We start from the raw sequence: 23,859 nt of genomic DNA, 5'->3' as shown, positions 1-23,859 counted from the left end.
AGTTATAGAAAAGAGGATGGATACGTTCATGGAACGCCTGGCGATTATTGCAGATAACCTAGTTGGAGCAAATGATGCAGGGGTACAATTCCGTAAGTTTGGTTTTAGTACTCAAGTAGTGTTGAATCACTTGAACTTAGTCAACCACTGTAAAGGGGTAGACGTGATTTCAATCAGCACTAATTCACGTATGGTTTCGTCTGAGACTGCTTATAAGTGCGTATACGAAGTCGGAAACATGCTTCTCAATCTTGGCTTTCAGCGCTTTTACAAAAAAATTGACTCAACACTACGTGGAAATATTGCCGAAGAAGTAAGAGCAATGATGGAATCACTGTCACTTCCCCTGGCGATTATAGCCCCATCCTATCCCGCCCATGGCAGGATTGTAGAAAATGGCTATTTACAGCTTGTTAAAGAGTGGGGCGACAGCAGCGTACCGGTTCCCATCTGCTATGTACCTTCTATTATAAAAACCGTTCCCAGTATCCCAGTAGCTGTTATTGGTCTACCTGATGTCCGGCAGGGTGAACAAAAACTTGTTCAGAAGATTACCGACTTACACTCAGCAGGTATCCAGTTAATTACTATCGACGCTGTGACAGATGAAGATTTGCGTACTATTGCGGTTGCCATAAACAGATTGTCTGTTCCTTGCCTTGCTGTAGGATCAGCGGGTTTAGCGGGTAACTTACCAATTGCCTGGAAGGTCGTAGATCAGGAACATCTGGGTCTACGAGAAGGGACGATGATCGTTGCCGGAACGTTGAATCAGGTTACGGCAGAGCAAATTACCAGTGTATTGGACTACCCCAATACAGAGTTGATTGGCATTCAATCTGACGTGATTTACAACGGCAGCGGGGAAGACGAACTTGAAAGAGTAATGACAGAGATAGCGTCATCGCTGGCTGGAGGAAGGACTCCGGTGGTGGTGATAGACACACTGCTGAAGGATCGCAATGATATTGATGCATTAAGCCTATCGGTACAGGTTCAGAAGTATGGGCCAAGCGTAACCACACTATTAGGACAAATTGCAAAAGAAACTGCTGAGAAGTATGGCTTGCGCAATCTTATCATAGCAGGCGGCGGGACAGCAACAAGTATTTGCCATACGTTAGAGATATCGATTATTGACCTTGAAAGGGAGTTGCTTCCCGGTGTGCCGGTTGGAAAAGTGGTTGGCGGCAGTTGTAATGGGTTGTATTTAGTCACTAAAGCCGGTGGCTTCGGCAAGAAAAATTCGCTTCGAAAAGTACTTGAACAGTTATAAGCGGCATTTTGGATAAATTCTAAAGATTCTAGGGGGTTACTAAAATGAGTTGTGGTTGCAGTCGCAGTCAACATCTACGAACAGTTAATTACCAGGGAGATGGCTTGAGATCCGGAATGCAGTGGGATGATTCCGATATGGGGAAAATGCAGATCCTCATTGATACCGTTCACGGTGATAGTCACCCAGGCAGCAGTCATCTAGGCGGGCTTGCCGACGAGGCAAAGATTGGTGTTTATGAATCACAAGGCAAACCTGCAGTCTATGCAGTTACTGATATCTGTGATGGTATCGCCATGGCCCATGACGGTATGAATTACTCGCTGGCAAGCCGGGAAATCATGTCCTTTATGTTTGAGATTCATGCCTTGGCGTCACCTTATGACGGCAGTGTTTTTATGGCATCCTGTGATAAATCGGTCCCGGCACAATTAATGACCATGCTCCGTCTGGACATGCCTACTTTGCATGTCTGCGGCGGTTCAATGCTCAGCGGTCCGAATTACATGTCATCAGAGATCTTATATGGAGCGGGGGACAAATACGCCAAAGGCGAGCTCAGCGAGCAAGAGTTGATGTACTACTCCAGAAACTGTTGTCCCAGCGCAGGTGCTTGTCAGTTTATTGGCACGGCAAGTACTATGCAGTGTATGTCGGAAGCGCTAGGCTTGGCTTTGCCGGGAAACGCCCTGGCTGCAGCATATACAACACACCTGACCCGGTTTGCCCGTAGAGCCGGACGGCAGATTACTGAGAATGTAAAAAACTCCTTGATTCCCCGTAAGTTTATCAGCAAAAAGAACTTTCTAAATGCCTTGATGGTCCACTCTGCTCTGGGCGGATCGACTAACGCGCTGCTGCACTTACCGGCGATCGCCCGTGAAGTGGGAATTTCTATTGAACAGCAGGAGTTCGATGCCATTAATCGTGAAGTACCGGTGCTTGTCAGCCTGAAAACCGGCGGACAATGGCCAACAGATTTATTCTGGTATGCCGGCGGGGTACCGGCCATCATGCGCGAATTAAAAGATCTGCTTTATCTTGACGCCATGACCGTTACCGGCAAAACTGTCGGAGAAAACCTTGAGCAGCTCGAAGCAACTGGCTGGTTTGCAGAAGTAAACAGTTATTTGACAAACTACAAATTGCAAGCAAGAGATATTGTTAAAACCCGCAAGGAACCGGTTAAACCCCAGGGTAACATTAAGGTTCTCAAAGGTAACCTTGCACCTGAGGGTGCTGTAATTAAGTTGTCCGGCGTGGATGAGGCAATCCATAACTTTACCGGAACAGCACGCGTGTATGACTCGGAAGAAGAGGCTGTTGCTGAACTGCTGAATGGAAAAATCGGACCTAAAACTGCCATTTTCATCCGCTTTGAAGGGCCGAAAGGCTCTGGAATGCCAGAAATGTTAAGAACAACAGAAGCCCTTTGGAACATGCCGGAGTTGTCCAGCAGCGTGGCGCTATTTACTGACGGACGTTTTTCCGGCGCAACCCGGGGACCGGCAGTAGGCCACATTGCCCCTGAAGGTGTGGAAGGCGGTCCGATTGCCTATCTTGAAGATGATGACATTATAAAGATGGACGTTGCTGCTCGCACACTCGACATTGTCGGCATAAAAGGGAAACCAGCTACACCCGAAGAGGTGGAAGCCATCTTGGCAGAACGTAAGAAGACTAAGATATTCCCGGTAAAAGAAACTACACCTTTACTTAGGTTGTATAAGAAACTTGCTCGTACTTGTACTGAAGGCGCAGGCTTAGAGATTTAGGCAGTAATTATAATTTATATAAAAATTGAAAAAGGCGGTGCTATTGTGGCAAAAAAGACAATTAACGACTTCGCTCAAATGGTAGAAAAAGGTGAAAAGATTGTATATCTAACAGCGTACGACTATCTTACTGCCAAAATGCAGGAGAAGGCTGGAGTCGACATGATTCTGGTAGGAGACTCCCTGGGTATGGTATGTTTGGGCTATGATACCACTTTCCCTGTAACTATGGATGACATGGTTCGCCATTGCCAGGCTGTACGGCGCGGCGCTCCCAATACTTTTATCGTCGGTGATATGCCGTACATGTCGTATCAAAAGTCTGACGAGGACGCTGTAGCTAACGCCGGACGTTTGGTAAAAGAGGCTTTAGTTGATTGCATTAAGCTTGAAGGCGGCGGAGAAATGATTGCCAGCCGGGTTAAAGCTATCCAGCAAGCGGGAATTTTAGTCATGGGACATATTGGTCTAACTCCGCAATTTATGGGACAAATCGGCGGTTACAAAGCTCAAGGCCGCAGCGCGGCGGCTGCAATGAAAATCGTTGATCAGGCCAAAGTAATTGAAGAGGCTGGTGCCTTCAGTATCCTTGTCGAAGGTGTGCCAACTGCGGTAGGTAAAGCCATCACCGAAAGAGCAGGTATTCCTATCCTGGGTATTGGCGCTGGTTCGTACACTCATGGTCAGCTGCTTATCTATGCTGATATGGTTGGCATGTATGATAACTTTACACCTAAATTTGTCAAGAAATATGCCAATGTTGGGGAAGTCCTGACAAATGCCTTCAAAGAGTATACAGAGGAAGTAAGACAAGGGCAATTCCCCGTGGATGACGAGCACACCTATAAGATGAGCGACGAAGAAGTGAAAGAGTTTTTGGTAGCGTTGGAAAAGTAGTTTGTTTAAAGGGCAAGGCTATCACCCTATACGGATATGGCCTTGCCCAATAAGTAACTATCTATTAGTTTGCCAAATTGACATATTATTTGTAGATCAGACATTATAACGTAAATATGTGCAATATATTTATGACGCAGGTAAATAAATTCCGGAGGTAATTAGGAAGATTTGCGAAATATCTAAATATATAAAATTATTCTCTAAGCACCTTCGGTTGTAAAATTTTCGAGAAAAAGTATACAAGGAGGCAGATAATTAAATCAGTATAGGCTAAAAAAACAGAATACTAAAAATCTTACGAAATAATGTCGTGGTATTATGTTATGTTTTCCCTAAAATTGTGAGTTTTAACTCCGACGACGTGCTTGCGTGAGAGAGGAAACTAACAGGGAGGTGGTTGTTTCAATAAATGGTTAGTAGATAGTTTTGTAATAGTCGGATAGTCAAGGAGAAAAAGTTGTAGCAATTTTATATGGAGGTGTGTTGATTGGCAAATATAAGTTTTACTGAAGAACGCGAAAATCAGCTTATGAGTAAAATACGGTGGCATCTCGTGCCATATGTTATGCTGCTGTACATTGTGGCTATGCTAGACCGGGTTAATATCGGTTTTGCCGCTCTGCAAATGAACAAAGACCTGGGGATTAGCGCAAGCACATTTGGTATGCTGGCTGGCATTTTCTTTATTACGTATTTCTTTTTCGAAGTTCCCAGTAACGTTATTATGCATAAAGTCGGTGCCCGGAAATGGATTGCCAGGATTCTTGTCAGTTGGGGACTGGTGACTGTTTTCCTGGCTTATGCTCAAAATGTTACGCATGTTGCTATCCTGCGGGCGCTGCTTGGCGCCGCTGAAGCCGGTTTTTATCCTTGTATTGTTTTATATTTTACGTTTTGGTTCCCGACAAAACATTTTGCGAAAACGATGTCGCTGTTTATGTGTGGGATGGCGCTGGCGAATATCATCGTTGGTCCAATATCATCCTGGATTATGGAAAATGTGACTTGGATGGGTATGACCGGCTGGCGCTGGATGTTCATCCTGGAAGGCGTGCCTGCAATCATCCTGGGCGTTGTTACACTGTTTGTCATGGTGGATAGACCAGATCAGGCAAAGTTTCTGACTGCTGACGAAAAACAATGGCTTCTCGCAGAATTAGAGCGCGAGCATGTGGCCAAGCAATTAAAGGTTAAAGTCGCCAATAAGTGGGAAGTATTCAAAAACGGCCGCGTGTGGCACCTGGCCTTCTGCTATCTTTGCTACGTTCTCGCTCTCTATGGACTTGGTATGTGGATGCCGCAGATATTGAAAAATTTGGCCAAGGCCATGAGCCTGTCAAATATCGGTTTGATATCCACGATTCCTTATATAGTCGCTATTGCAGCTATGGTTTATGTAGCCAGACGCTCTGATGCCGCGCAAGAACGCCGGTATCATACTGCCTTGCCTATCGGGATAGCATTTTTCAGTCTGATTGGTCTAACCATGACTGATAATTTGATAGTCTCAATGCTGCTACTTTGCGTAAGCCAGGCCGCCATATACTCGTTTGTCGGCACATACTGGACATTGCCGAATATGTACCTGTCGGAAGCTACTGCCGCTGTCGGCATTGCGATCATTAACTCGTTCGGCAATTTAGGTGGGTTCTTCGGGCCCTATATGGTCGGATTTCTGAAAGATGCGACAGGTTCGACCAACGCTGGTATGTATTTCTTAGCTTCTTTCGCTCTCCTCGGCACGATTTCAGTACTTGCAATCCCGAAAAAGGAAGCTGCTGCTGAATCGTTAAAGACCGGAATAAGCGCATAACTAGTAAAAGGCTGTGGGAAAACTCTCATAGCCTTTTATTTTCTAATGGGAGGCTTAGAACATGGACTTAAACTTAACAGGGAAAGTGACGGTTATTACGGGCGGTACAGCAGGGATCGGCGAAGCCTGCGTACTGGCGTTTCTGCAAGAAGGCTGCAAAGTGGCAGTGTGTGGCCGAAGCCAGGAAAACCTTGAGCGGCTTCAGACTAATCTGAAGGCTCAGGGCTATGAGATTCTTATTTACAAGGCTGACGTGTCAAAACAGCAGGAGATTAAAGAGTTTGCACACAAGGTTTATGATAGCTACGGTAAGATTGATATATGGGTAAATAATGCAGGTATTTCCTGTAAGGCTAGGCTGATTGACATGGCTGAAGATGATTGGGATAAGGTCTTAGATATTAATCTCAAGTCAGTTTTTTTAGGCGCGCAAGCGGCTGCTCAGTATATGCGCAAAGACAGCGGCGGTGTAATTATAAATGCATCGTCCTATGCTGCAGTTATTCCATCAGTAGGCGCTGGTGCCTACGCCGCTTCCAAGGCGGCTGTTTCCAGTTTGACAAGAACACTGGCTGCTGAGCTAGCTCCCTATAATATCCGTGTTAATGGGTATATTCCTGGAGTCATTGATACCCAGATGAATGCCAAACGCCTTGAAGTGCACGCGGCGGAAACGATCGGACAGATTGCGCTTAACCGGGTTGGCAGTGCAAAAGAAGTAGCTGATGGTATTGTCTTTTTGGCATCAGATGCAGCCAGTTATATTACCGGAATAGATTTGGAAATAAGCGGAGGAAAATTTGCCGTACAAATTCCCCGTGAATCCTGGCAGTCCTAATTGAGTTAGTCGGAGAGCTTCGCCCCATGCAATTTGATACTGAGGGAATTTAAGACCATTGATCCATCGACAGCCTGGAGTGTTTATGCGGTAAGTGGCAGTTTACACTCTTGGGTACCCTCGTAAAGAGGGTACTTTTAATTTGGCTCAACCTACAGCGGATTACTTTATGAAAAAGGGAGGTAGCAATGAATCTAAAGTGGAAGCTTGTTGTATTGGTTGTATTAATTGATTTAATAACGAACTTCGTAACTATCGCAAGTGTAATACAGCTTTTTAATGCCCATTATGTGGTGGTAATACTGATTGCCCTGATAATACATGCAATAATTATATGGTATGGGGTTTCTAAACTTTTACACCCGCTGGGCTTGCCAGAAAAGACGCTGTCACACCTTGATGCAGGGAAAACGGCATCGGTTGCCGATACGGCGATTAACCAGCGTGAAAAAGTAGAATCCGTATATGTTGAGACTGAAACGCTTGCAACCGCGAGTGTCGGGCTTGCTTCTCTCATGTATGATGCTAAGCAAGTTGTTGGTTCGATCGCTCAAAATATATCAGAAATTGCTGCAGGTGCTAATGATATTGGCAAGATGACTGTAGAAGCGGCAGAGCAGACTGACCGGGTCTCGACACTTGTCCAAACAACGGCTGATCGAATGCGGGGTTTATCAGAGAGTGCAGAGTTGATCTTTAGTGCTTCTACGGCTGGCCAAGTCGCGATTAGTTCTGCTACAAAAACAATTGATGAAATTGCTGAAGGTGCGCAGAAGAATGTAGGCCTTGTTGAGAACTTCGCACAAAAATCCCATGAGATTCAGGACATCGTAGCCATGATCGCAACGATTACCAACCAAACTAATTTGCTAGCCTTAAATGCGGCGATTGAAGCTGCCCGTGCGGGCGAACATGGCAGAGGGTTTGCTGTAGTCGCTGAGGAGGTGCGAAAGCTAGCAGAGCAATCACAACAATTTGCAAAACAGATTACTGCTGTTGTAGAGCAGATGCAAGCTGATATTGATAAGGTTGTAGCGGCATCCCGTAACACGACTACGGGGATAAGTGCCGGTGTAGCAACAATTAATCGGGCGCGCGATAGTTTTGCCGAGATTGCTAAGCAGGTAGAAATAACACGAGCCGGGATACAGGATGTAGCCAGGTATGCTAAAGAACAGGCTGATTTTACGGTTGGGTTACGGGATGCAGTGCATCAAGTAGCGGCAGTTACCGAGCAATCAATAGCAGCGACCGAAACAACAGCGGCTAACACGCAACAGGTAAATGCGTCTATAGAAAACATAGCAGGAAAATCAAGGTCTCTGGCCCGCACGGCAGGAGAATTACATCAAGCTGTACTGAGACTGAACTTAAGTGCTAAGAAAGTCATCATGATTGCCATTGGGCAATCGGACAGTTCGCCAAATTATTATGGGCTAAAGAAATTCGCTGAGACCCTTACTGCAAAAACCAACGGAAGATTTGAGGTTAAAATTTTTCATAGCAATCAACTAGGAGACGATGTTGAGGTACTGAATAAATTGAGAAATGGCGTTGTGGATATGACGCTAGTGGCTTCATCCCAAATGGGCTCCATAGTGGCTGAAATGAAGGTATTTGATTTTCCCTTTACATTTAAGGATGAAAAAATGGTAGATCAGATAGTAGAAGGTGCATTTGGCTTAAAACTACTATCAGCGCTGAATAAATATGGTCTGCATGGACTCGCTTTTGTCGATCAAGGTTTTCGTAATTTGACCAATTCTCGGCGTGAGGTAAGCACGTTGAAAGATTTTCAAGGGCTTACTATTCGTACCATGAATAACCCTATCCACATGGAAACATTTAAGTTATTAGGCGCGGAGCCTGTGCCGCTGGAATTTAGCGGATTGTATTCAGCGCTCAGTCAAAAGGCCATTGACGGCCAGGAGAATCCGTTGTCAATCATTTACACGACTCGTTTATACGAGGTTCAGAAATATTTGACGTTATCGCAACACATTTATAGTCCATTTGTTTTACTGTATTCGAAGGCACTGTGGGATGATTTGTCGGAATTGGACAAAGTGACTATTGCCCAAACGGCTAAAGAAAGTGCTAACTATATGAAAGACATAAATCGCGGACAAACAACGAAGTTAATTACTGATTTGGAAAACAAGGGTATGATTGTTGCGAAGATATCAGACTCAGAGTTTCTTCGACTTAATGATGCCGTACAACCGGTATACGAAAAATTCAAGGGCCAAATCGATGCTACCTTAATGAAAGAATTACTGGAAAACGTACGGAAGCGATAATAAGGCTCTTAACAAATCAGCGCTTGCTCCGGCAAGTGCTTTTTCCTGTTTTTAAGAGGTTTCCTAAAAGGAATCTAAAAGTTATAATTCAAATAGAGTAAGTGCTTGTTTTTAGCCAGTGACACACCGATATTTTGAATAAATCTAAGGAAATTCAAAAAGAAGTTGATTAGAATAACCATATCCATTAATTTAGAAAATTACTTAGGGAGGCAACGACATTATGCCAAGCTTTAAAAATAAGGCTGCCTTTATTACCGCTAGTCTAATTCTGTTACAGAACACATTTGCATTTGCTGCGCCTGTCGAGCTTTCATTAGAAAAAAGCATTGAAATTGCTCTGAAGAATAACCCGTCAATCCAAATCGCTGCGGAAGATAAGGCGCGTTCTTTGTGGGGGGTTGATGAAGCCAAAGCCGGAAAAATACCGAGTGTTTCGCTGGGGAGCAGCTACAACTACCAGGGTGATTCTGGTAAAGACAGTTTTAGCAACAACGTAAGAATGAATTGGCAGCTCTATTCTGGCGGACGGACTGAGGCGCAGATTGATCAGGCTGAGCTTGGGGTTAAGACTGCCGATTTAAATGTTGTCAAAGCAAAACAGCAATTAAAACAAGATACAACTACGGGTTACTTTAATGTTCTTGAGTCGAAGAATATGCTTGCTGTTAATGAGGAAAGTGTTAATAATTTGAAAGCCCACTTAAATATAGTGCAGGCAAAATATGAAGCAGGTGTCGTAGCCAAGTCTGAGGTGTTACGGTCAGAAGTAGAGCTGGCTAACGCTGAACAGAATTTGATAAAAGTGCAAAACCAGTATGACTTAGCGGTATCGAGTTTACTTAATACTATGAATATGGATGCAGGAACGGAAATTCAATTAGCAGGTGAGCTTACGTATGTGGCTGACACAAGAACGTTACCGGAGGCAATCGCCCTTGCCAAGCAGAACCGCCCTGAGATTGCCCAGGCAAAAGTAAGCGTTGACAGCGCTGCAAAAGGCATTACAATTGCTGAAAGCAATAAGCTGCCTTCTGTTTCATTATCAGCATCTACCGGCTGGAATGACACACTGCTACCGAACGACAATCATAATTGGTCAGTCGGAGCCTCGGCAAGCTGGAATATTTTCGATGCCGGTGTAACCAAGTCTAAGATTAATCAGGCCGAGTCTTCTTTAAATAAAGCCAAACTGCAGGCTGAACAAACCCAAGATACTATCGAGCAGGAAGTACGTCAAAGCTACCTTAATATGAAAGAAGCGGAAAAACGTCTTAAAACTACTGATGTAGCTGCCAATAAGGCAAAAGAAGATCTGTACATTGCCCAGGAAACCTATAAAGCGGGTGCAGGTACCAATCTGGATGTAATTGATGCCCAACTGGCGCTTACGCAGGCTAAGACGAATCATGTTCAAGCCCTCTATGATTATAATGTGAGTAAGGCCAATCTTGATAAAGCGATAGGCTCACAAACCGAGTAGATAAATGACGGAGGTAAAATAATGCAAAACCTATGGCTGAAAGCAAAAAAGAATAAGAAAGGGTTACTTCTTGGTATCCTTGTTCTGGCTGCTGTTAGTGCCGGTGGCTACTACTATCACAATAAGAGCACGGCAGCGTCTACTACGCCGCAGCAGTCTGTCCAGGTGGAACGGCGCGATATTAGCTCTGTTGTAGCGGCAACAGGTACAATTAAACCAGTGAACATGGTGGATATCAGCTCGAAAATTACAGCCCAGATTAAAGAGGTAAAAGTCAAGGAGAATGAGCCGGTAAAGGCCGGGCAGGTGCTTGTCGTTCTGGAGGATACCGGTCTGCAGGCGCAGGTAACCCAGGCAAAAGAAAAACTTGATAACTCTGCTGTCAAATATCAAAGAACATCCAGGCTTAATACCATTGGTGGCTCATCAAACGAACAGCTTGATAACGCCAGTATGGACTATAATATTGCCAAGGCAAATTACACTGAGGTCATGTCTAAATTAAACGATACAGTAATCATTTCGCCAATTGACGGCATCGTTATCGGCAAACCGCTTTCAGCCGGTGAACTGGTTGCGCAGGGTGTTAATAACCCCACAGTCATTATGACTGTGGCTGATATGTCCACAATGCAGATTGAAGCCAATGTTGACCAAACTGACATTGGTAAGATAAGCCTTGGTCAACAGGTTACTTTTACTGTTGACGCTTACCCGGGCAAAGAATTTACAGGTACAGTAACCATTATCTCCAGGAAACCTGTTGTGTCACAGAATGTTACCTACTATCCGGTAACAATTAATGTTAATAATGCAGAAAACCTGCTCAATCCGGGTATGGTTGCCAGGGTATCTGTTACCATAAGCCAAAGCCAAGGCGTGCTGACATTGCCACTTTCGGCAATACGGACAGATAAAACAGGCAAATATGTTGTTGTTATGGGGCAGAACGGACAAACAAGAAATGTTCCCATCACTACCGGCAATACTGGCGATGACCGCGTTGAGATTACCAGTGGGCTCAATGAGGGCGACAAAGTCGTAGTATCACTGGCGAAGACGCAGTCACCAGGACAAACAGGCAGTGGACAGCAGGGTTCACGCCAAGGGGCAGGCCGTCCAATGTTCTAAACACGGATAGCGGTGTCGTATAAAGGGGGCAAAACATGACGATAGCATTGTCTGACGTAAAGAAGATATATCAGATGGGAGATACACCTGTTGCTGCCCTAGCGGGAGTAACGCTTACTATTGGTGCCGGTGAATTTACCGCCATTATGGGCCCTTCGGGTTCCGGTAAGTCAACGTTAATGAATATCTTGGGCTGTCTTGACCGCCCGAGCAGTGGCTCCTATATACTTGACGGGCAAGAAGTATCGACCTTAACTGATGATGAATTGGCGTTAACACGCAATAAAAAAATCGGGTTCGTTTTCCAGAACTTTAATCTGCTGCCACGGATTACAGCCCTCGATAACGTAGCTCTGCCGCTTGTTTATGCAGGGGTTGAGGTGAAAGAACGTAAAAGACGCTCAGCTGAAGCGTTGGCTGCCGTTGGCCTGGAGAACAGAATGGATCACGTGCCTAACGAATTATCAGGGGGGCAGCGCCAGCGTGTTGCTATCGCAAGGGCGCTAGTCAACGAGCCTACGATTATTATGGCCGATGAACCGACAGGCGCCCTGGATACTAAGTCAGGCAACGAGGTTATGGAGATCTTTAAAAAACTTAACTCCGCTGGCAGGACAATTATTCTCGTAACCCACGAACCTGATATTGCCGCCCATGCCAAAAGGGTGATTCATGTCCGGGACGGACTCATCGTCCGGGACACAGAAAGGGATGAGTAATGTGTTTTGGGAAAGTGTAAAGATTGCCTTAGATGCATTAGTCTCCAACAAGCTGCGCTCGATCCTTACCATGCTCGGCATTATCATCGGGGTTGGTGCTGTTATTGCCATGGTTTCCATTGGTATGGGCGTACGGGATAAAGTGCAAACCTCTATCGCCAGTCTGGGCAGCAACCTGATTATTGTTACCCCGGGGGCAGCTTCTTCTTCTGGCGTAAGGCAGGCAGCAGGAACTAATACGACCTTAACACTGAAAGATGCGCAGGCCATGGCCCGTGAGGTTTCCGGCATAGGTGCTGTAGCCCCCAGTGTAGGCAAACAATATCAACTTGTTGCCGGTAATATGAACTGGACGACAAGTGTGCAAGGCACTACTCCTGAATATATGGAGGTTCGTAATTTAAACGTTCAGAGCGGTAGTTTCATCACTAATGAAGATGTTGATACGAGAAACAGGGTTGCTGTTATTGGATCGACGGTAGCTAGCAACTTGTTTGATAACCTAAACCCGGTGGGACAAAAGGTCCGCATTGGTAACGCCCCATTTACCGTCATCGGTGTATTGGAAAGCAAAGGTCAGTCCGCCGGGGGGCAGGATCAGGACGACATGGTGATCATTCCGTTAACGACAGCACAGGAGCGTATGATGGGCATTACCTATGTCCAAACAATTAGTGTGCAAGCGGCAAATGCTGAAGTTGTTAATGATGTGCAGGATGGAATAACCAGTCTGTTACGGTCACGTCACGGTATCACCGGTGATAAAGCTGATGACTTTACTGTGCGCAATCTCGCCAGTGTAATGGCGACAGCTCAGGAAACCACAGCTACTATAACCATGCTGCTTGGCAGTATCGCAGCCATTTCGCTGCTGGTTGGCGGGATTGGCATTATGAACATTATGCTCGTATCTGTTACTGAACGGACGCGGGAGATTGGCATTCGCAAAGCGTTGGGAGCCAGATATGCTAATATTTTAATGCAATTTCTCATAGAAGCAGTTGTTATCGGGGTAATTGGCGGTGCTATCGGCATCGCGGTGGGTGTAGGCGGTTCTTATGTAATTTCCTCTTTTGCTGGCTGGAATACAGTGATCACACCGATGCCGATTCTGGTTTCGTTCGGTTTCTCTGTTGGTATCGGCCTGTTCTTCGGCTTGTACCCCGCGCGCAAAGCGGCACTGTTAAATCCTATCGATGCACTTCGATACGAATAAGAATAGTAAAAGCGACTTGTGGGCTACGGCTAACAAGTCGCTTTTTTATATAAGCATGTTCCACATCGTGGATTATCGTGCCATTTAGAGCAAAACACAGCAGGAATTTGCATTGCTTAAGCGTATTATTTACAGAGAAAAATAGCATTTGGTTCTGCATTATGAAACGATCTTTTTGCAAATGCTAACAGTACAGTTGGCGACTTTAAAAAGTCGAAACAAAAATAACGTATTTTTAGGGGGAGATTATATGGAAGTTAGACATTCAGTTCACCCAGAGGATGTAAAAAGATTAACAACAGAGGAACTTAGAGAGCGGTTTCTGATCCAAGGGCTATTCAAACCTGACGAGATTAAAATGGTATACAGCCATGTTGACCGTATGATTACCGGCAGTGCTTGTCCGGTTAAGCCGCTGGCGTTGGCAGTAGGCAAGGAAATGGGTGTAGAGTATTTCCTGGAAAGAAGAGAATTGGGTGTAATCAATGTCGGCGGTGCAGGCGTGGTTAAGGTTGATGGCGTTGAATATAACCTGGACACTACCGATGGACTCTATGTCGGTAAAGGATCAAAAGAGATTGTATTCTCAAGCACTGATGCTGCCAAACCCGCAAAATTCTATTTTAACAGTGCACCTGCCCATGCTACATATCCTACAGTCAGGATTGAACGCCAAAGCATTACCCCGGCTCACCTCGGTTCTATCGAGAGCTCAAACGAAAGAAATATCTATAAGTACATTCATCCCCAGGGTGTTAAAAGTTGCCAATTAGTTATGGGTATGACGGTATTAGAACCGGGAAACATGTGGAATAGCATGCCATGCCACACCCATGACCGCAGGATGGAGGTTTACTTCTATTTCAATCTTCCTGAAGAGGCTGCAGTATTCCACTTAATGGGTGAGCCCAACCAGACACGCCATATTGTTATGCGCAATGAAGAAGCTGTTATTTCGCCAAGCTGGTCTATTCATTCCGGTGTGGCAACAAGCTGCTATACCTTCATTTGGGGTATGGCTGGCGAAAACCAGACCTTTGATGATATGGATCATGTCGCTATGAAAAATGTAAGATAAAGATAGACTATTTGGAAGGCGGAGATATAATGAGTATGTTTGATTTAACCGGAAAAGTGGCTATTGTTACCGGCGCGGCCACAGGTTTGGGGCAAGGTATGGCCATAGCTCTGGCGGAGGCTGGCGCTGATATTGTTAGCGTAGGGTTAGGCGATCATGCAGAAACAGCCCAAAAGATTGCTGACTCAGGTCGGAAATTTTTGGCGATTGATGCTGATTTATTCAGTACAGAACCGATTCAAGGTGTTATTGACCAGGTAATATCTGAATTTGGTCACCTTGACATACTTGTTAATAACGCAGGTATTATTCGGCGGGCAGACGCTGTGGAATTCACCGAAAAAGACTGGGATGACGTAATGAATATTAATATTAAGACCGCCTTTTTCTTCAGTCAGGCAGCGGCCAAACAGTTTATTAAACAGGGCACTGGTGGTAAAATTATAAATATAGCTTCCATGCTGTCTTTCCAAGGTGGTATCAGAGTACCGTCTTATACAGCCAGCAAGAGCGGCATTATGGGAATAACCCGGTTGATGGCTAATGAATGGGCTAAATACAATATTAATGCCAATGCCATTGCTCCGGGCTATATGGCGACAGCCAACACAGCCCCTTTACGGGCTGATGAAGAACGCAGCGCCGAAATCCTGGGCCGGATACCGGCCGGACGCTGGGGAACCCCGGCTGATTTGGGCGGACCGGTTGTTTTCCTCGCTTCGTCTGCCGCTGATTATGTCAATGGCTATACAGTAGCTGTAGATGGCGGCTGGTTGGCCAGATAGTTAAGGTAGACCGGAGCCTGGTTAGTTATTAAATCATTATTTAAGATACGCCGGATTTGCGGTAAGTGATAAGGAGGGGTGCAGGTGTCTAGCTTAGAAGTACAATCCTTGCAGCGGACATTTGACATACTAGAAGTAATTGGCAACAGTGTTACGCCGGTCAGTCTTAAATATATTACTGATGAAACAGGCCTGCCTAAGTCTACTGTTTACCGGCTTTTGAACAATCTGGAAAAACGGGATTACGTACGGTGTGATTCAACCGGTAATTACCGGCTGGGCCTCCAATTGCTCATGATGAGCCAGCGTGCCGAACAGAACTTTGATATAAAACATCTGGCCAGAAAATATTTGCATCTGCTCAATGATCTGACAAAAGAGACCATACATCTTGGCGTTCTAGCCAAAAACAGGGTATTATATGTGGATACTGTCGAAAGCCCCCATGCGTTACGCCTTGTCGCGAAATTGGGGACTACCAATTCTATTCACTGTACTGCCTTGGGCAAAGCACTTTTAATCAGGCATGATAACGCAAAAATCAGGGAGATGCTTGAGGCTGAAGGCATGGAGAAGCGGACTGAGCATACGCTCTGTACGTGCGAGGATTATCTTAAAGAAATGGAGCAGGTTCGCAAATGCGGCTATGCGCTCGATGACTGCGAGTGCGAACTTGACGGCAGGTGTATTGGCGCCCCTATTTATGATAATGCCGGCGATGTTGTTGCTGCTATAAGTATCTCAGGGTTAGTGTCCCGCTTTTCCAAAGAGCATGTTGAAAAAGAAGTAGCTGTTAAATTACTGGAGAGTACTAAAGAAATATCAAGAGCTCTTGGTTATTCAGGCATATAATGAAGTAGCGCCATTTCTAAAATGAAATGGCGCTATTTTTTAATATTCCCAGAACATCCTTTGAATGTCTTGCGGGTTACTGGTTTTGGTCAGAGCCAGCATTAAAAGGATACGGGCTTTTTGTGGATTAAGGTTGTCTCCGGCTACAAAATTATATTTATCGTCATCGGCTTCACCGTTACGGGCAACAATACCATTGCCGACACGGGCGCTTCTTACGATGACTACACCTTGCTTTTGGGCGGCCTCAATGGCAGGATATTCGACTTTACCGATGCTGCCGTTGCCGGTGCCTGCATGGACGATGCCTTTAGCGCCTGCTTTGGTAACAGCCTCGATCATGACGCCGGTATTATTGGCGTAGTGGTAAACAATATCCACTCGCGGCAAATCGCTTAATTTGGTAATGTCAAATTCGGTAGCTGTGGTGTGTTTGCGTAAGGGAGCTCTGTAGAAGACTGCCTTGTCTCCGGTGAAGAAGCCAAGAGGCCCGATTTCAGGGGCTCTGAAGGTATCTACACGGTCGGTAATTGTTTTGGTTACATCACGTCCGGAATGGATTGTGTCGTTAAGCATAACCATAACGCCTTTGCCTACCGCATCTTTGCTACCGGCAAGGATGGTCGCACGGTAGAGGTTAAGCATACCGTCCGCGCTCATGGCTGTGGGAGGACGCATGGAACCAACCACAACGACAGGTTTATCGCTTTTTACCACCAAGTTGAGGAAGTAAGCCGTTTCCTCTAAAGTATCTGTACCGTGAGTAATAACGATTCCGTCAACATCGTCTTGAGTCAGTAACTGATTAACTCGCTTAGCCAGCTTTAGCCAAACTTCGTTGGTCATGTTTTCGCTGGCTATTTGGGAAATTTGTTCGCCGCTAACGTTGGCGACTTTTTTTAATTCGGGAACGTTGTTAATTAATGCATCAACTGGTGCTACTGCGGCTGTATAGCCAACAGTAGTAGTACTTGTTGCGCCGGAGCCGGCAATTGTACCACCGGTGGCAAGAATCTTAATATTCGGGAGTTGGGCAGGTTCCTCTGCGGCGAAACATACTGCTTGTAAGCTAAACATGAACAAGCATAAAATCGCCAGGAGCAGATAAGTTTTACGATTCATTTAGACTCCTCCTTTATGATAATGAACTCAAACCAATTATAAGTTAATTGGTATAATTTATAAAATAACAAAAAACAGAATATTTTGGGTTTACTGTGGATTATTTAAGTTTGTCCTCTGCTAGTGAACTTTTTTGCATTATTTTAACTTTTTGTATTTGTTAATTATAACAACGCAATTCCCCATAATTATACAGAATAAATAAAAATGTGGTAAAAAAATCGACAATAAGGACGGTGATAACGATATAGCAATCTTGTTTTAGCTATTTATGACCTACAAGAGAAAAATTTTAAGCATTGACGTCAGGTGGCGGTAATATGATATAGTAGCAACTATTGAACAGGAGTAAATGACAATGCCTTATTTTTATTTAAATGCCAAAAGGGCGAAAACCCGGTTTAGTATCATTATTGCTGCCTTGTTTTTTGTGATTACTGGCATATGGTTGTTTGAATACATTGACGCCGAGGCATTAAATTACTCAATTAGCCAGGAGTCTAAGGCGCCGGTGGGAGAAGTGACTATTATAATAAGGATACATGATCGGGTACTTGAGCTGTATGACAATGGCAAGCTGTTCAAACGTTACCGAGTGGCCGTCGGCAAAAGGGCGACACCTACGCCAATCGGTGAATGGAATGTTGTGTACAAAGGCTGGAGCCCGGAAGAAGTAATGGGCACCCGGTGGATGGGACTTGATATTCCATGGGGCAGCTACGGAATTCATGGCACCAGCGCGCCGTGGTCTATTGGAAGCTTTGCTAGTCATGGCTGTATTCGGATGACCAATTGGAATTCTGAAGAACTGTATGAATGGGTGCCTGTAGGTACGCCTGTCAATATTGTTGGTCCGAAAACCCAAATAGAACGGGTATTAAGGCGGGGAACTGTCGGCCCGGATGTTGTCACTTTGCAGCTCAGGCTGGTTGAGTTAGGGTATTATCAGGAACGGGCAAAAGGTACTTTTGGCAAAGATACCGAGGCGGCGCTTAGAGCCTTCCAACGGGATAACAGATTACCTGAAACAGGTATTACTGATGAAAAAACCTTAACATTGCTCAGACTGTAACCATAAATATATGAAATATAAAATATGCTCCCACTGGCATTTTGCCGGCGGGAGCATATTTTATTAGAGGAAACTGGCATCAGAAATAGAAATAAAAGGATAATAAATAATTGCAGTACCACTATGAATATGGGGAAGTGTAATTGATATGTGGCTTGTATTTGCGTTACTCTCGGCGGTGACAGCCGCGCTGGTCGGCATCTTTGGCAAAATTGGCTTGCAATCGGTAGATGCTAATACGGCGACAGCCGTGCGCGCCGTAATTATGGCTGTATTTCTATTTGGGGTAGTTGTCTTCCAGGGAAACCTTGAACAAATACCTGTGATTCTTGCTGATAAGAAAACCTTTGGTTTTATTGTGCTTAGCGGCCTGGCAGGCGCATTGTCCTGGCTGTTCTATTTTTTAGCCTTAAAAGTCGGGAAGGTATCCCAGGTTGCCCCTATTGATAAACTGAGCGTGGTGTTGGCCACGATTCTTGCTGTTTTGTTTTTGGGAGAAAAGATAAGTTTTTTGGGTGGAATTGGGGTGGCACTTATTGCCGTGGGTGCTATTTTGGTCGGGTTAGGATAATCGTAGCGCCTTCTCAATGCGTTCCAGGCCTTTTGTGATATTGTCGCGGATTATTCAAAATCCTTCTATAACAAACATTAACATACATAAGAACAACAGGAGAATGCAAAATGGCTGATATCGTGTTTATTTCACCCAGTAGAGAGGCTGCCGCTTTGGCTGTTAGGATGACAGGGGAGCAGAATGATATTAACGTTGTTACAGCCCGGCTGGGTGAAGGCGTTAAGGCAGCCAAAGCTGCCGTGCAAAACGGCGCGCGTGTGCTCATTAGCCGGGGGTTTACCCATCACATGATTTCTGAAAAACTACCGCATATTCCGTTGGTAGAGATTGAATTTAGCGGTTATGATATTCTGCGGGCTTACCTCGAGGCGAAGCAGACCGCCAAACCGATAGCCATTGTTGATTCGCGGGCTGTTGTTGAGGGGGTTGGCAGTATCGAGGATATCCTTGGGGTTACTGATAAAAGTATGAAAGTGATCATCGACAGTTATCAGGACTATGCCCTTGGTATTGACCAAGCCGCCGCAGCCGGGGCGGGCTGTGTTGTTGGCAATCAGGCGGTGGGGCAGCGGGCTACTGTCCGGGGGTTATGCGGTATTGTCATTAGCTCAGGCCAGGAAGCACTAAACCGCGCTTTTATGACTGCCCGACATCTACTGGCGGTTGAACGCTTACGAGACGCCAATGTGCAGCAAATTGAAACTATTATTAACTCGGTCGATTACGGTATTTTAGCGATCAATAAGGAAGCTGGCATTACAGCAGTAAACAGCGAAGCCGACCGCATATTAAGTCTTGCCCGCCCGGACAGTGCGGCCAAGGAAACTCTAATCACCAGACTGCATCAGTGTATGGATGCCGGTGAGCGGCAATTTGGCGCGATAGAAAAGGTGGCACCCGGAGTGGAGGTAGTAGCCAATTACCAGTCCATTATTTCAAAGGGTGAAGTCATTGGCGGTGTGGCTACACTTCAGGAACTACGACACTTTCAGGCAGTTGAACGAAAAACACGGGAAGAATTGGCCCGCCGGGGCCGGGTGGCTAAATACAACTTTTTTGACATCAAGTCAGAGTCACCGGCAATGCTTACTGCCATTGATGATGCTAAACGATTTGCTAAGTATGACGCTACAGTGCTTGTTTTAGGAGAAACCGGCGTAGGTAAAGAGTATTTTGCTCATGCCATTCATTTGGCAAGTAGTCGAAAAAATGGGCCGTTCGTGGTTGTTAATTGTGCCGCAATCCCTGAGAATATTTTAGAGAGTGAGTTATTCGGTTATACCGAAGGTGCTTTTACCGGCGCAAAGAAAGGCGGTAAAACCGGTTTGTTTGAACAGGCTCACGGCGGCACTATATTTTTAGACGAAATTGGTGAGATGTCAGAAAACCTGCAGGCCAGGCTGCTGCGTGTACTACAGGAACATGAAGTGTACCGGCTGGGTGATGAACGGGTGACCCCAATTGATATTCGCGTTATAGCGGCTACCAATCGGGATTTGCACGAGATGGTGCAGAAAGGGAAGTTTCGTGAAGATCTATATTACCGGCTTGATGTATTGACTGTTGAAATACCGGCGCTGCGTGAGCGTAAAGCAGATATTGAAGCGTTTGTAGAGCTTTTTATTGCTGAGTTTAATACGAAATACCGCACCTCTATTGAAGGTCTTGCTCAGGACGGGCTGAAGCAATTGTTGCAATATGACTGGCCCGGAAATATTCGGGAACTACACAATATTATTGGCAGGCTGGCGGCGCAGGCCGCCGATGCCATTATTTCCGAGAGTGATGTCAAACGGGTACTGAAATACCGGCTGCGTCACCCTGTGACTGACGAAGTCGGCCAACCTTCACGAACTGTCAATGAAGCCGCCATCAGGGAAGCTTTAGTAAAGACTGAGGGCAACAAACAAAAAGCAGCCGAGCTGCTCGGTATCGGCAGGGCTACCTTGTGGCGCAAGCTTAAAAATATGAATTAGTGTATCACTGATTGAAAAGGGAAACAGTTTCATCTGAAACTGTTTCCCTTTTCAATTGGAATTTTTTTAGAAGTGCAATTAAGGGTACGTTCAGAATTTATCATAGTTGACAGGTATATTTGTGAAAATTTATTCTAACTGCAAACCTTGGCACATATTTTGCATTAGAAGAGGATGTAGCACTTTTTAAATATAATGAGGAGGGTACTGGTTTGAACAAGAATCACATTGAGCAACTAGTGAAAATTGCCGGGCAGGATAGAATTTGTACTGGACAGGCTGACCTGATGTGTTATGCCTATGATTCTTCTTTGGATTCCCAATTAAACAAGTATATGCCTGATGCTGTCTTTACGCCAAACAAGGCTGAAGATATTTCACCTGTGCTAAAGTATTGTAATGAGCATAACATCTCTGTTACTGCCAGGGGGGCAGGTACAGGACAATGCGGCGGTTCGGTTGCTGCGGGCGGCGGCCTGGTCATTGACATGTCAGCCCTTAAACGCATTGTCGAGGTGGACACCGACAATCTGCAGGTCATTGTTGAGACAGGTGTAGTTCACGCGGACCTCAATCAGCAGCTGGCATCACTTGGTTTTTCCTTTCCGCCTGACCCCGGCAGTACTAAGATGGCAACCATTGGCGGCATGATTTCTTACAATGCCAGCGGCATGCGGGCCATGAAATACGGCACGACCCGTGAGTATGTTCTGGGGCTGGAGGTTGTGCTGGCTGACGGACGGGTAATTACTACTGGCGGCATGAACTGTCGATCACTCAAGACAGCCTCCGGGTATGAGCTGACCAAGCTGTTCGTCGGCGCTGAAGGTACACTAGGCCTAATTACAAAGGCACGTTTAAAGATAATGCCCCTGCCTGAGAAAAAAGGCATTGCTGTTGCCGCCTTCGCTAAATTAGGCGATGCCGGTAAAGCGGTTGTTGAGGTATTCCGGAATAAGATTGTGCCTTCCGCTATTGAAATTCTTGACAAGTCAGCTATTAAGGCAGCTACTCTGTACAAGCCGTCCATTAAGCTGCCAGATAATGCTGCAGCTGTACTGTTTTTCGAGGTTGATGGTCCGCCGCCCGGAGTTGCGTATCAGGCGCAGAAAATTGCCGAGGTATGCAAATCCATTGCTCTGGAAGTAAGTTGGACAGACGAGCCGGCACAGGTGAAAACCCTGTGGGAAGCCCGCAGTGTTGTCGGTGCAGCCAGTGGCCGGGTGCGTCCCGGGGCTACCAGGGTGTATATCGGTGAAGACATCTGCGTACCGATAACCAACGTTGGCGCGGCCCTTGAAGGCATTCAGCAAATCGGCGAAAAGTATAACACCATTATCGTGACCTATGGCCATGTGGCAGACGGCAATTTCCACTCAGCGCCTGTTATTGACCTGGACAATCCGGATGAGATTGAACGGGTGAAGAAGGTGGGCGACGAAATCCATGAAATGGCCTTAAGGCTGAATGGCACAGTGACTGGCGAACACGGCGTCGGTATCGTAAGAGCCAAGTACATGGAGCGGGAGCATGGTCCGGCCCTTGACGTAATGAGAACAATCAAGCAGGCGCTCGACCCCAATAATATTTTAAACCCCGGTAAAATGGGGCTATAAAAGGAGGTGAATTGTATGAAGGCGGATGCATTACGCAAGGTAGTTAACCAGTGTGTGCGGTGCGGTCAATGCCGGTCAGCGTGCCCGGTGTTTCAAGAAATAAGTGTGGAGTCAGGCGTTGCCCGCGGTAAACTGGCACTCTTAAGAAGCTTTCTGGAAGGCAAGGACGTACCAGAGGAAGAACTTCAGGGCATTCTGAGCAAATGTTTATTGTGCAAGACGTGTGCCTCGCAGTGTCCCAGTGGGGTAGCTGCCGATGAGCTAGTGCTGGCAGGACGTGAACTTTTAGCTGAAAAGAGAGGGGTTTCACCTGTTAAAAAGGCAGTATTTACCTTGCTTAAGAACAGGACATTATTTGATTTTTGCTTAAGCATGGCCTCGCTTGGTCAGGACTTTGGTATCAAGCGTCTGCCCGGAAAACGGCTAGGGGCTATTTCGCGTTTCCCCATGCCAGGACTTGCCAGACGCCGGGTTATTGCTCCCTTTGCTGCTAAGTCTCTCAGAAAACAATATCCTGAGGTCATTAAGGTATCTCAGCCCAAAGGCAGGGTGGCTTTTTTCACAGGCTGTATGGCCAACTATATTTATACAGGCTCAGGTAAAGCCGCCATTGATGTCCTGCTTGCCAATAATATCGAAGTAGTATTACCTAAGCTTCAACATTGCTGCGGTTATCCGGTATTTACCGCAGGTGATGCAGAAAGCGGACGCTTACTGGCCAGGCACAACATTGATGTCTTCTCTGAGTTACCGGTAGATGCCGTTATCACTATTTGTGGTTCCTGTGGCAGCGCCTGGCGCCATGAATATCAGCGACTATTGGCTGACGATGCTGAATATCTGAAGAAACTTGAAGCTATTTCCCGTAAGACCTATGACATTGCTGAGTATCTGACTGAGGTTATGCCGCTAGATAAAGGCGCATTAGGCGAGGTCAAGGCCCATATCACCATCCATGACCCTTGCCACCTAGGTGCCAGAGGCATGGGGGTAACCAAGCAAGTCCGACAACTGCTAGCAGCCATCCCGGGAGTCAAAATTTCTGAGATGAAGGAACCGGGGCGTTGCTGTGGTTCAGGCGGCAGCTTTAATCTGGCGTACTATGAATTATCACGCGGGATTAATGACCATAAAGTGGCTGATATCGCAAGTACGGGCGCAGATATGGTTGTTACCGGCTGCGGCTCCTGCCGGATGCATCTAATTGACGGCTTGGTGCAAAACGGAAAAGCGCACAATGTAATGCATACCGTGGAACTCTTAGCTCAGGCTTATGCAGCAAATCAAGCCCAAGGCAAGACCAGGCACAATATTTCCTAATTTATTGCAGTAT

At 45.8% G+C, this 23,859-nt stretch carries 19 protein-coding genes; 18 read left to right on the top strand and 1 reads right to left on the bottom strand.

The features are described 5' to 3' along the window. The first annotated feature begins 28 nt into the window (after positions 1-28). The 13 genes from VN447_RS20175 to VN447_RS20115 all read left to right on the top strand — a co-directional run bounded on the left by VN447_RS20175 (position 29) and on the right by VN447_RS20115 (position 16,166). Positions 29-1,276, top strand: a complete 1,248-nt coding sequence (locus VN447_RS20175; protein WP_325527672.1) for a four-carbon acid sugar kinase family protein — start codon at positions 29-31, stop codon at positions 1,274-1,276. A gap of 44 nt (positions 1,277-1,320) precedes the next feature. Then, positions 1,321-3,051 carry a dihydroxy-acid dehydratase gene (gene ilvD / locus VN447_RS20170; protein ID WP_325527670.1) on the top strand — a complete coding sequence of 577 codons (1,731 nt, stop codon included), beginning with the start codon at positions 1,321-1,323 and terminating at the stop codon, positions 3,049-3,051. A 45-nt stretch (positions 3,052-3,096) separates the two neighbouring features. Beyond that, complete coding sequence (panB, locus tag VN447_RS20165; protein WP_325527668.1) at positions 3,097-3,948, top strand: 3-methyl-2-oxobutanoate hydroxymethyltransferase; 852 nt, start codon at positions 3,097-3,099, stop codon at positions 3,946-3,948. Positions 3,949-4,438: 490 nt separating this feature from the next. Then, positions 4,439-5,764: an MFS transporter gene (locus VN447_RS20160; protein ID WP_325527666.1), complete on the top strand. Its 1,326-nt coding sequence runs from the start codon at positions 4,439-4,441 to the stop codon at positions 5,762-5,764. A 61-nt stretch (positions 5,765-5,825) separates the two neighbouring features. Then, a complete protein-coding gene (locus VN447_RS20155) occupies positions 5,826-6,602 on the top strand; it encodes an SDR family oxidoreductase (protein WP_325527664.1) in 777 nt (258 codons plus the stop codon). A 188-nt stretch (positions 6,603-6,790) separates the two neighbouring features. Continuing rightward, positions 6,791-8,902, top strand: coding sequence for a DctP family TRAP transporter solute-binding subunit (locus VN447_RS20150; protein WP_325527662.1), 2,112 nt, complete (start codon positions 6,791-6,793; stop codon positions 8,900-8,902). Positions 8,903-9,125: 223 nt separating this feature from the next. Next, on the top strand, positions 9,126-10,385 hold the full coding sequence (locus VN447_RS20145; protein WP_325527660.1) for a TolC family protein: 1,260 nt from the start codon (positions 9,126-9,128) through the stop codon (positions 10,383-10,385). Positions 10,386-10,406: 21 nt separating this feature from the next. Further along, positions 10,407-11,516, top strand: a complete 1,110-nt coding sequence (locus tag VN447_RS20140) for an efflux RND transporter periplasmic adaptor subunit (protein ID WP_325527658.1) — start codon at positions 10,407-10,409, stop codon at positions 11,514-11,516. A gap of 35 nt (positions 11,517-11,551) precedes the next feature. Then, positions 11,552-12,235: an ABC transporter ATP-binding protein gene (locus VN447_RS20135; protein WP_325527656.1), complete on the top strand. Its 684-nt coding sequence runs from the start codon at positions 11,552-11,554 to the stop codon at positions 12,233-12,235. A 1-nt stretch (position 12,236) separates the two neighbouring features. Further along, the gene (locus VN447_RS20130) at positions 12,237-13,451 is read left to right on the top strand and encodes an ABC transporter permease (RefSeq protein ID WP_325527654.1); all 1,215 of its coding nucleotides are present in this window, start codon (positions 12,237-12,239) and stop codon (positions 13,449-13,451) included. Positions 13,452-13,701: 250 nt separating this feature from the next. After that, on the top strand, positions 13,702-14,529 hold the full coding sequence (kduI, locus tag VN447_RS20125; RefSeq protein WP_325527652.1) for a 5-dehydro-4-deoxy-D-glucuronate isomerase: 828 nt from the start codon (positions 13,702-13,704) through the stop codon (positions 14,527-14,529). 26 nt (positions 14,530-14,555) lie between these two features. Continuing rightward, a complete protein-coding gene (gene kduD / locus VN447_RS20120) occupies positions 14,556-15,314 on the top strand; it encodes a 2-dehydro-3-deoxy-D-gluconate 5-dehydrogenase KduD (RefSeq protein ID WP_325527715.1) in 759 nt (252 codons plus the stop codon). Positions 15,315-15,398: 84 nt separating this feature from the next. After that, entirely contained in the window at positions 15,399-16,166 is a 768-nt protein-coding gene (locus VN447_RS20115) for an IclR family transcriptional regulator (RefSeq protein WP_325527650.1), read from the top strand. A 39-nt stretch (positions 16,167-16,205) separates the two neighbouring features. Here the strand turns inward: VN447_RS20115 and VN447_RS20110 are convergent, their stop codons facing one another. Next, entirely contained in the window at positions 16,206-17,288 is a 1,083-nt protein-coding gene (locus tag VN447_RS20110; protein ID WP_325527648.1) for a type II asparaginase, read from the bottom strand. A gap of 358 nt (positions 17,289-17,646) precedes the next feature. Between VN447_RS20110 and VN447_RS20105 the strand changes: the two genes are divergently transcribed. From VN447_RS20105 to VN447_RS20085, 5 genes are all read left to right on the top strand, one after another. Beyond that, on the top strand, positions 17,647-18,360 hold the full coding sequence (locus VN447_RS20105; protein ID WP_325527646.1) for a L,D-transpeptidase family protein: 714 nt from the start codon (positions 17,647-17,649) through the stop codon (positions 18,358-18,360). A 148-nt stretch (positions 18,361-18,508) separates the two neighbouring features. Further along, complete coding sequence (locus VN447_RS20100; protein ID WP_414714932.1) at positions 18,509-18,931, top strand: EamA family transporter; 423 nt, start codon at positions 18,509-18,511, stop codon at positions 18,929-18,931. 110 nt (positions 18,932-19,041) lie between these two features. Next, a complete protein-coding gene (locus VN447_RS20095) occupies positions 19,042-20,910 on the top strand; it encodes a sigma 54-interacting transcriptional regulator (RefSeq protein ID WP_325527644.1) in 1,869 nt (622 codons plus the stop codon). A gap of 212 nt (positions 20,911-21,122) precedes the next feature. Beyond that, on the top strand, positions 21,123-22,526 hold the full coding sequence (locus VN447_RS20090; RefSeq protein ID WP_325527642.1) for an FAD-binding oxidoreductase: 1,404 nt from the start codon (positions 21,123-21,125) through the stop codon (positions 22,524-22,526). Between the two features lie 15 nt (positions 22,527-22,541). Next, positions 22,542-23,846 carry a (Fe-S)-binding protein gene (locus VN447_RS20085; RefSeq protein WP_325527641.1) on the top strand — a complete coding sequence of 435 codons (1,305 nt, stop codon included), beginning with the start codon at positions 22,542-22,544 and terminating at the stop codon, positions 23,844-23,846. Positions 23,847-23,859: the final 13 nt, after the last annotated feature.

Origin of the sequence: Sporomusa sp., from assembly GCF_035561155.1 — a bacterium.
Classification (GTDB): domain Bacteria; phylum Bacillota; class Negativicutes; order Sporomusales; family Sporomusaceae; genus Sporomusa.
This window is presented reverse-complemented; position numbering and strand designations above follow the sequence as displayed.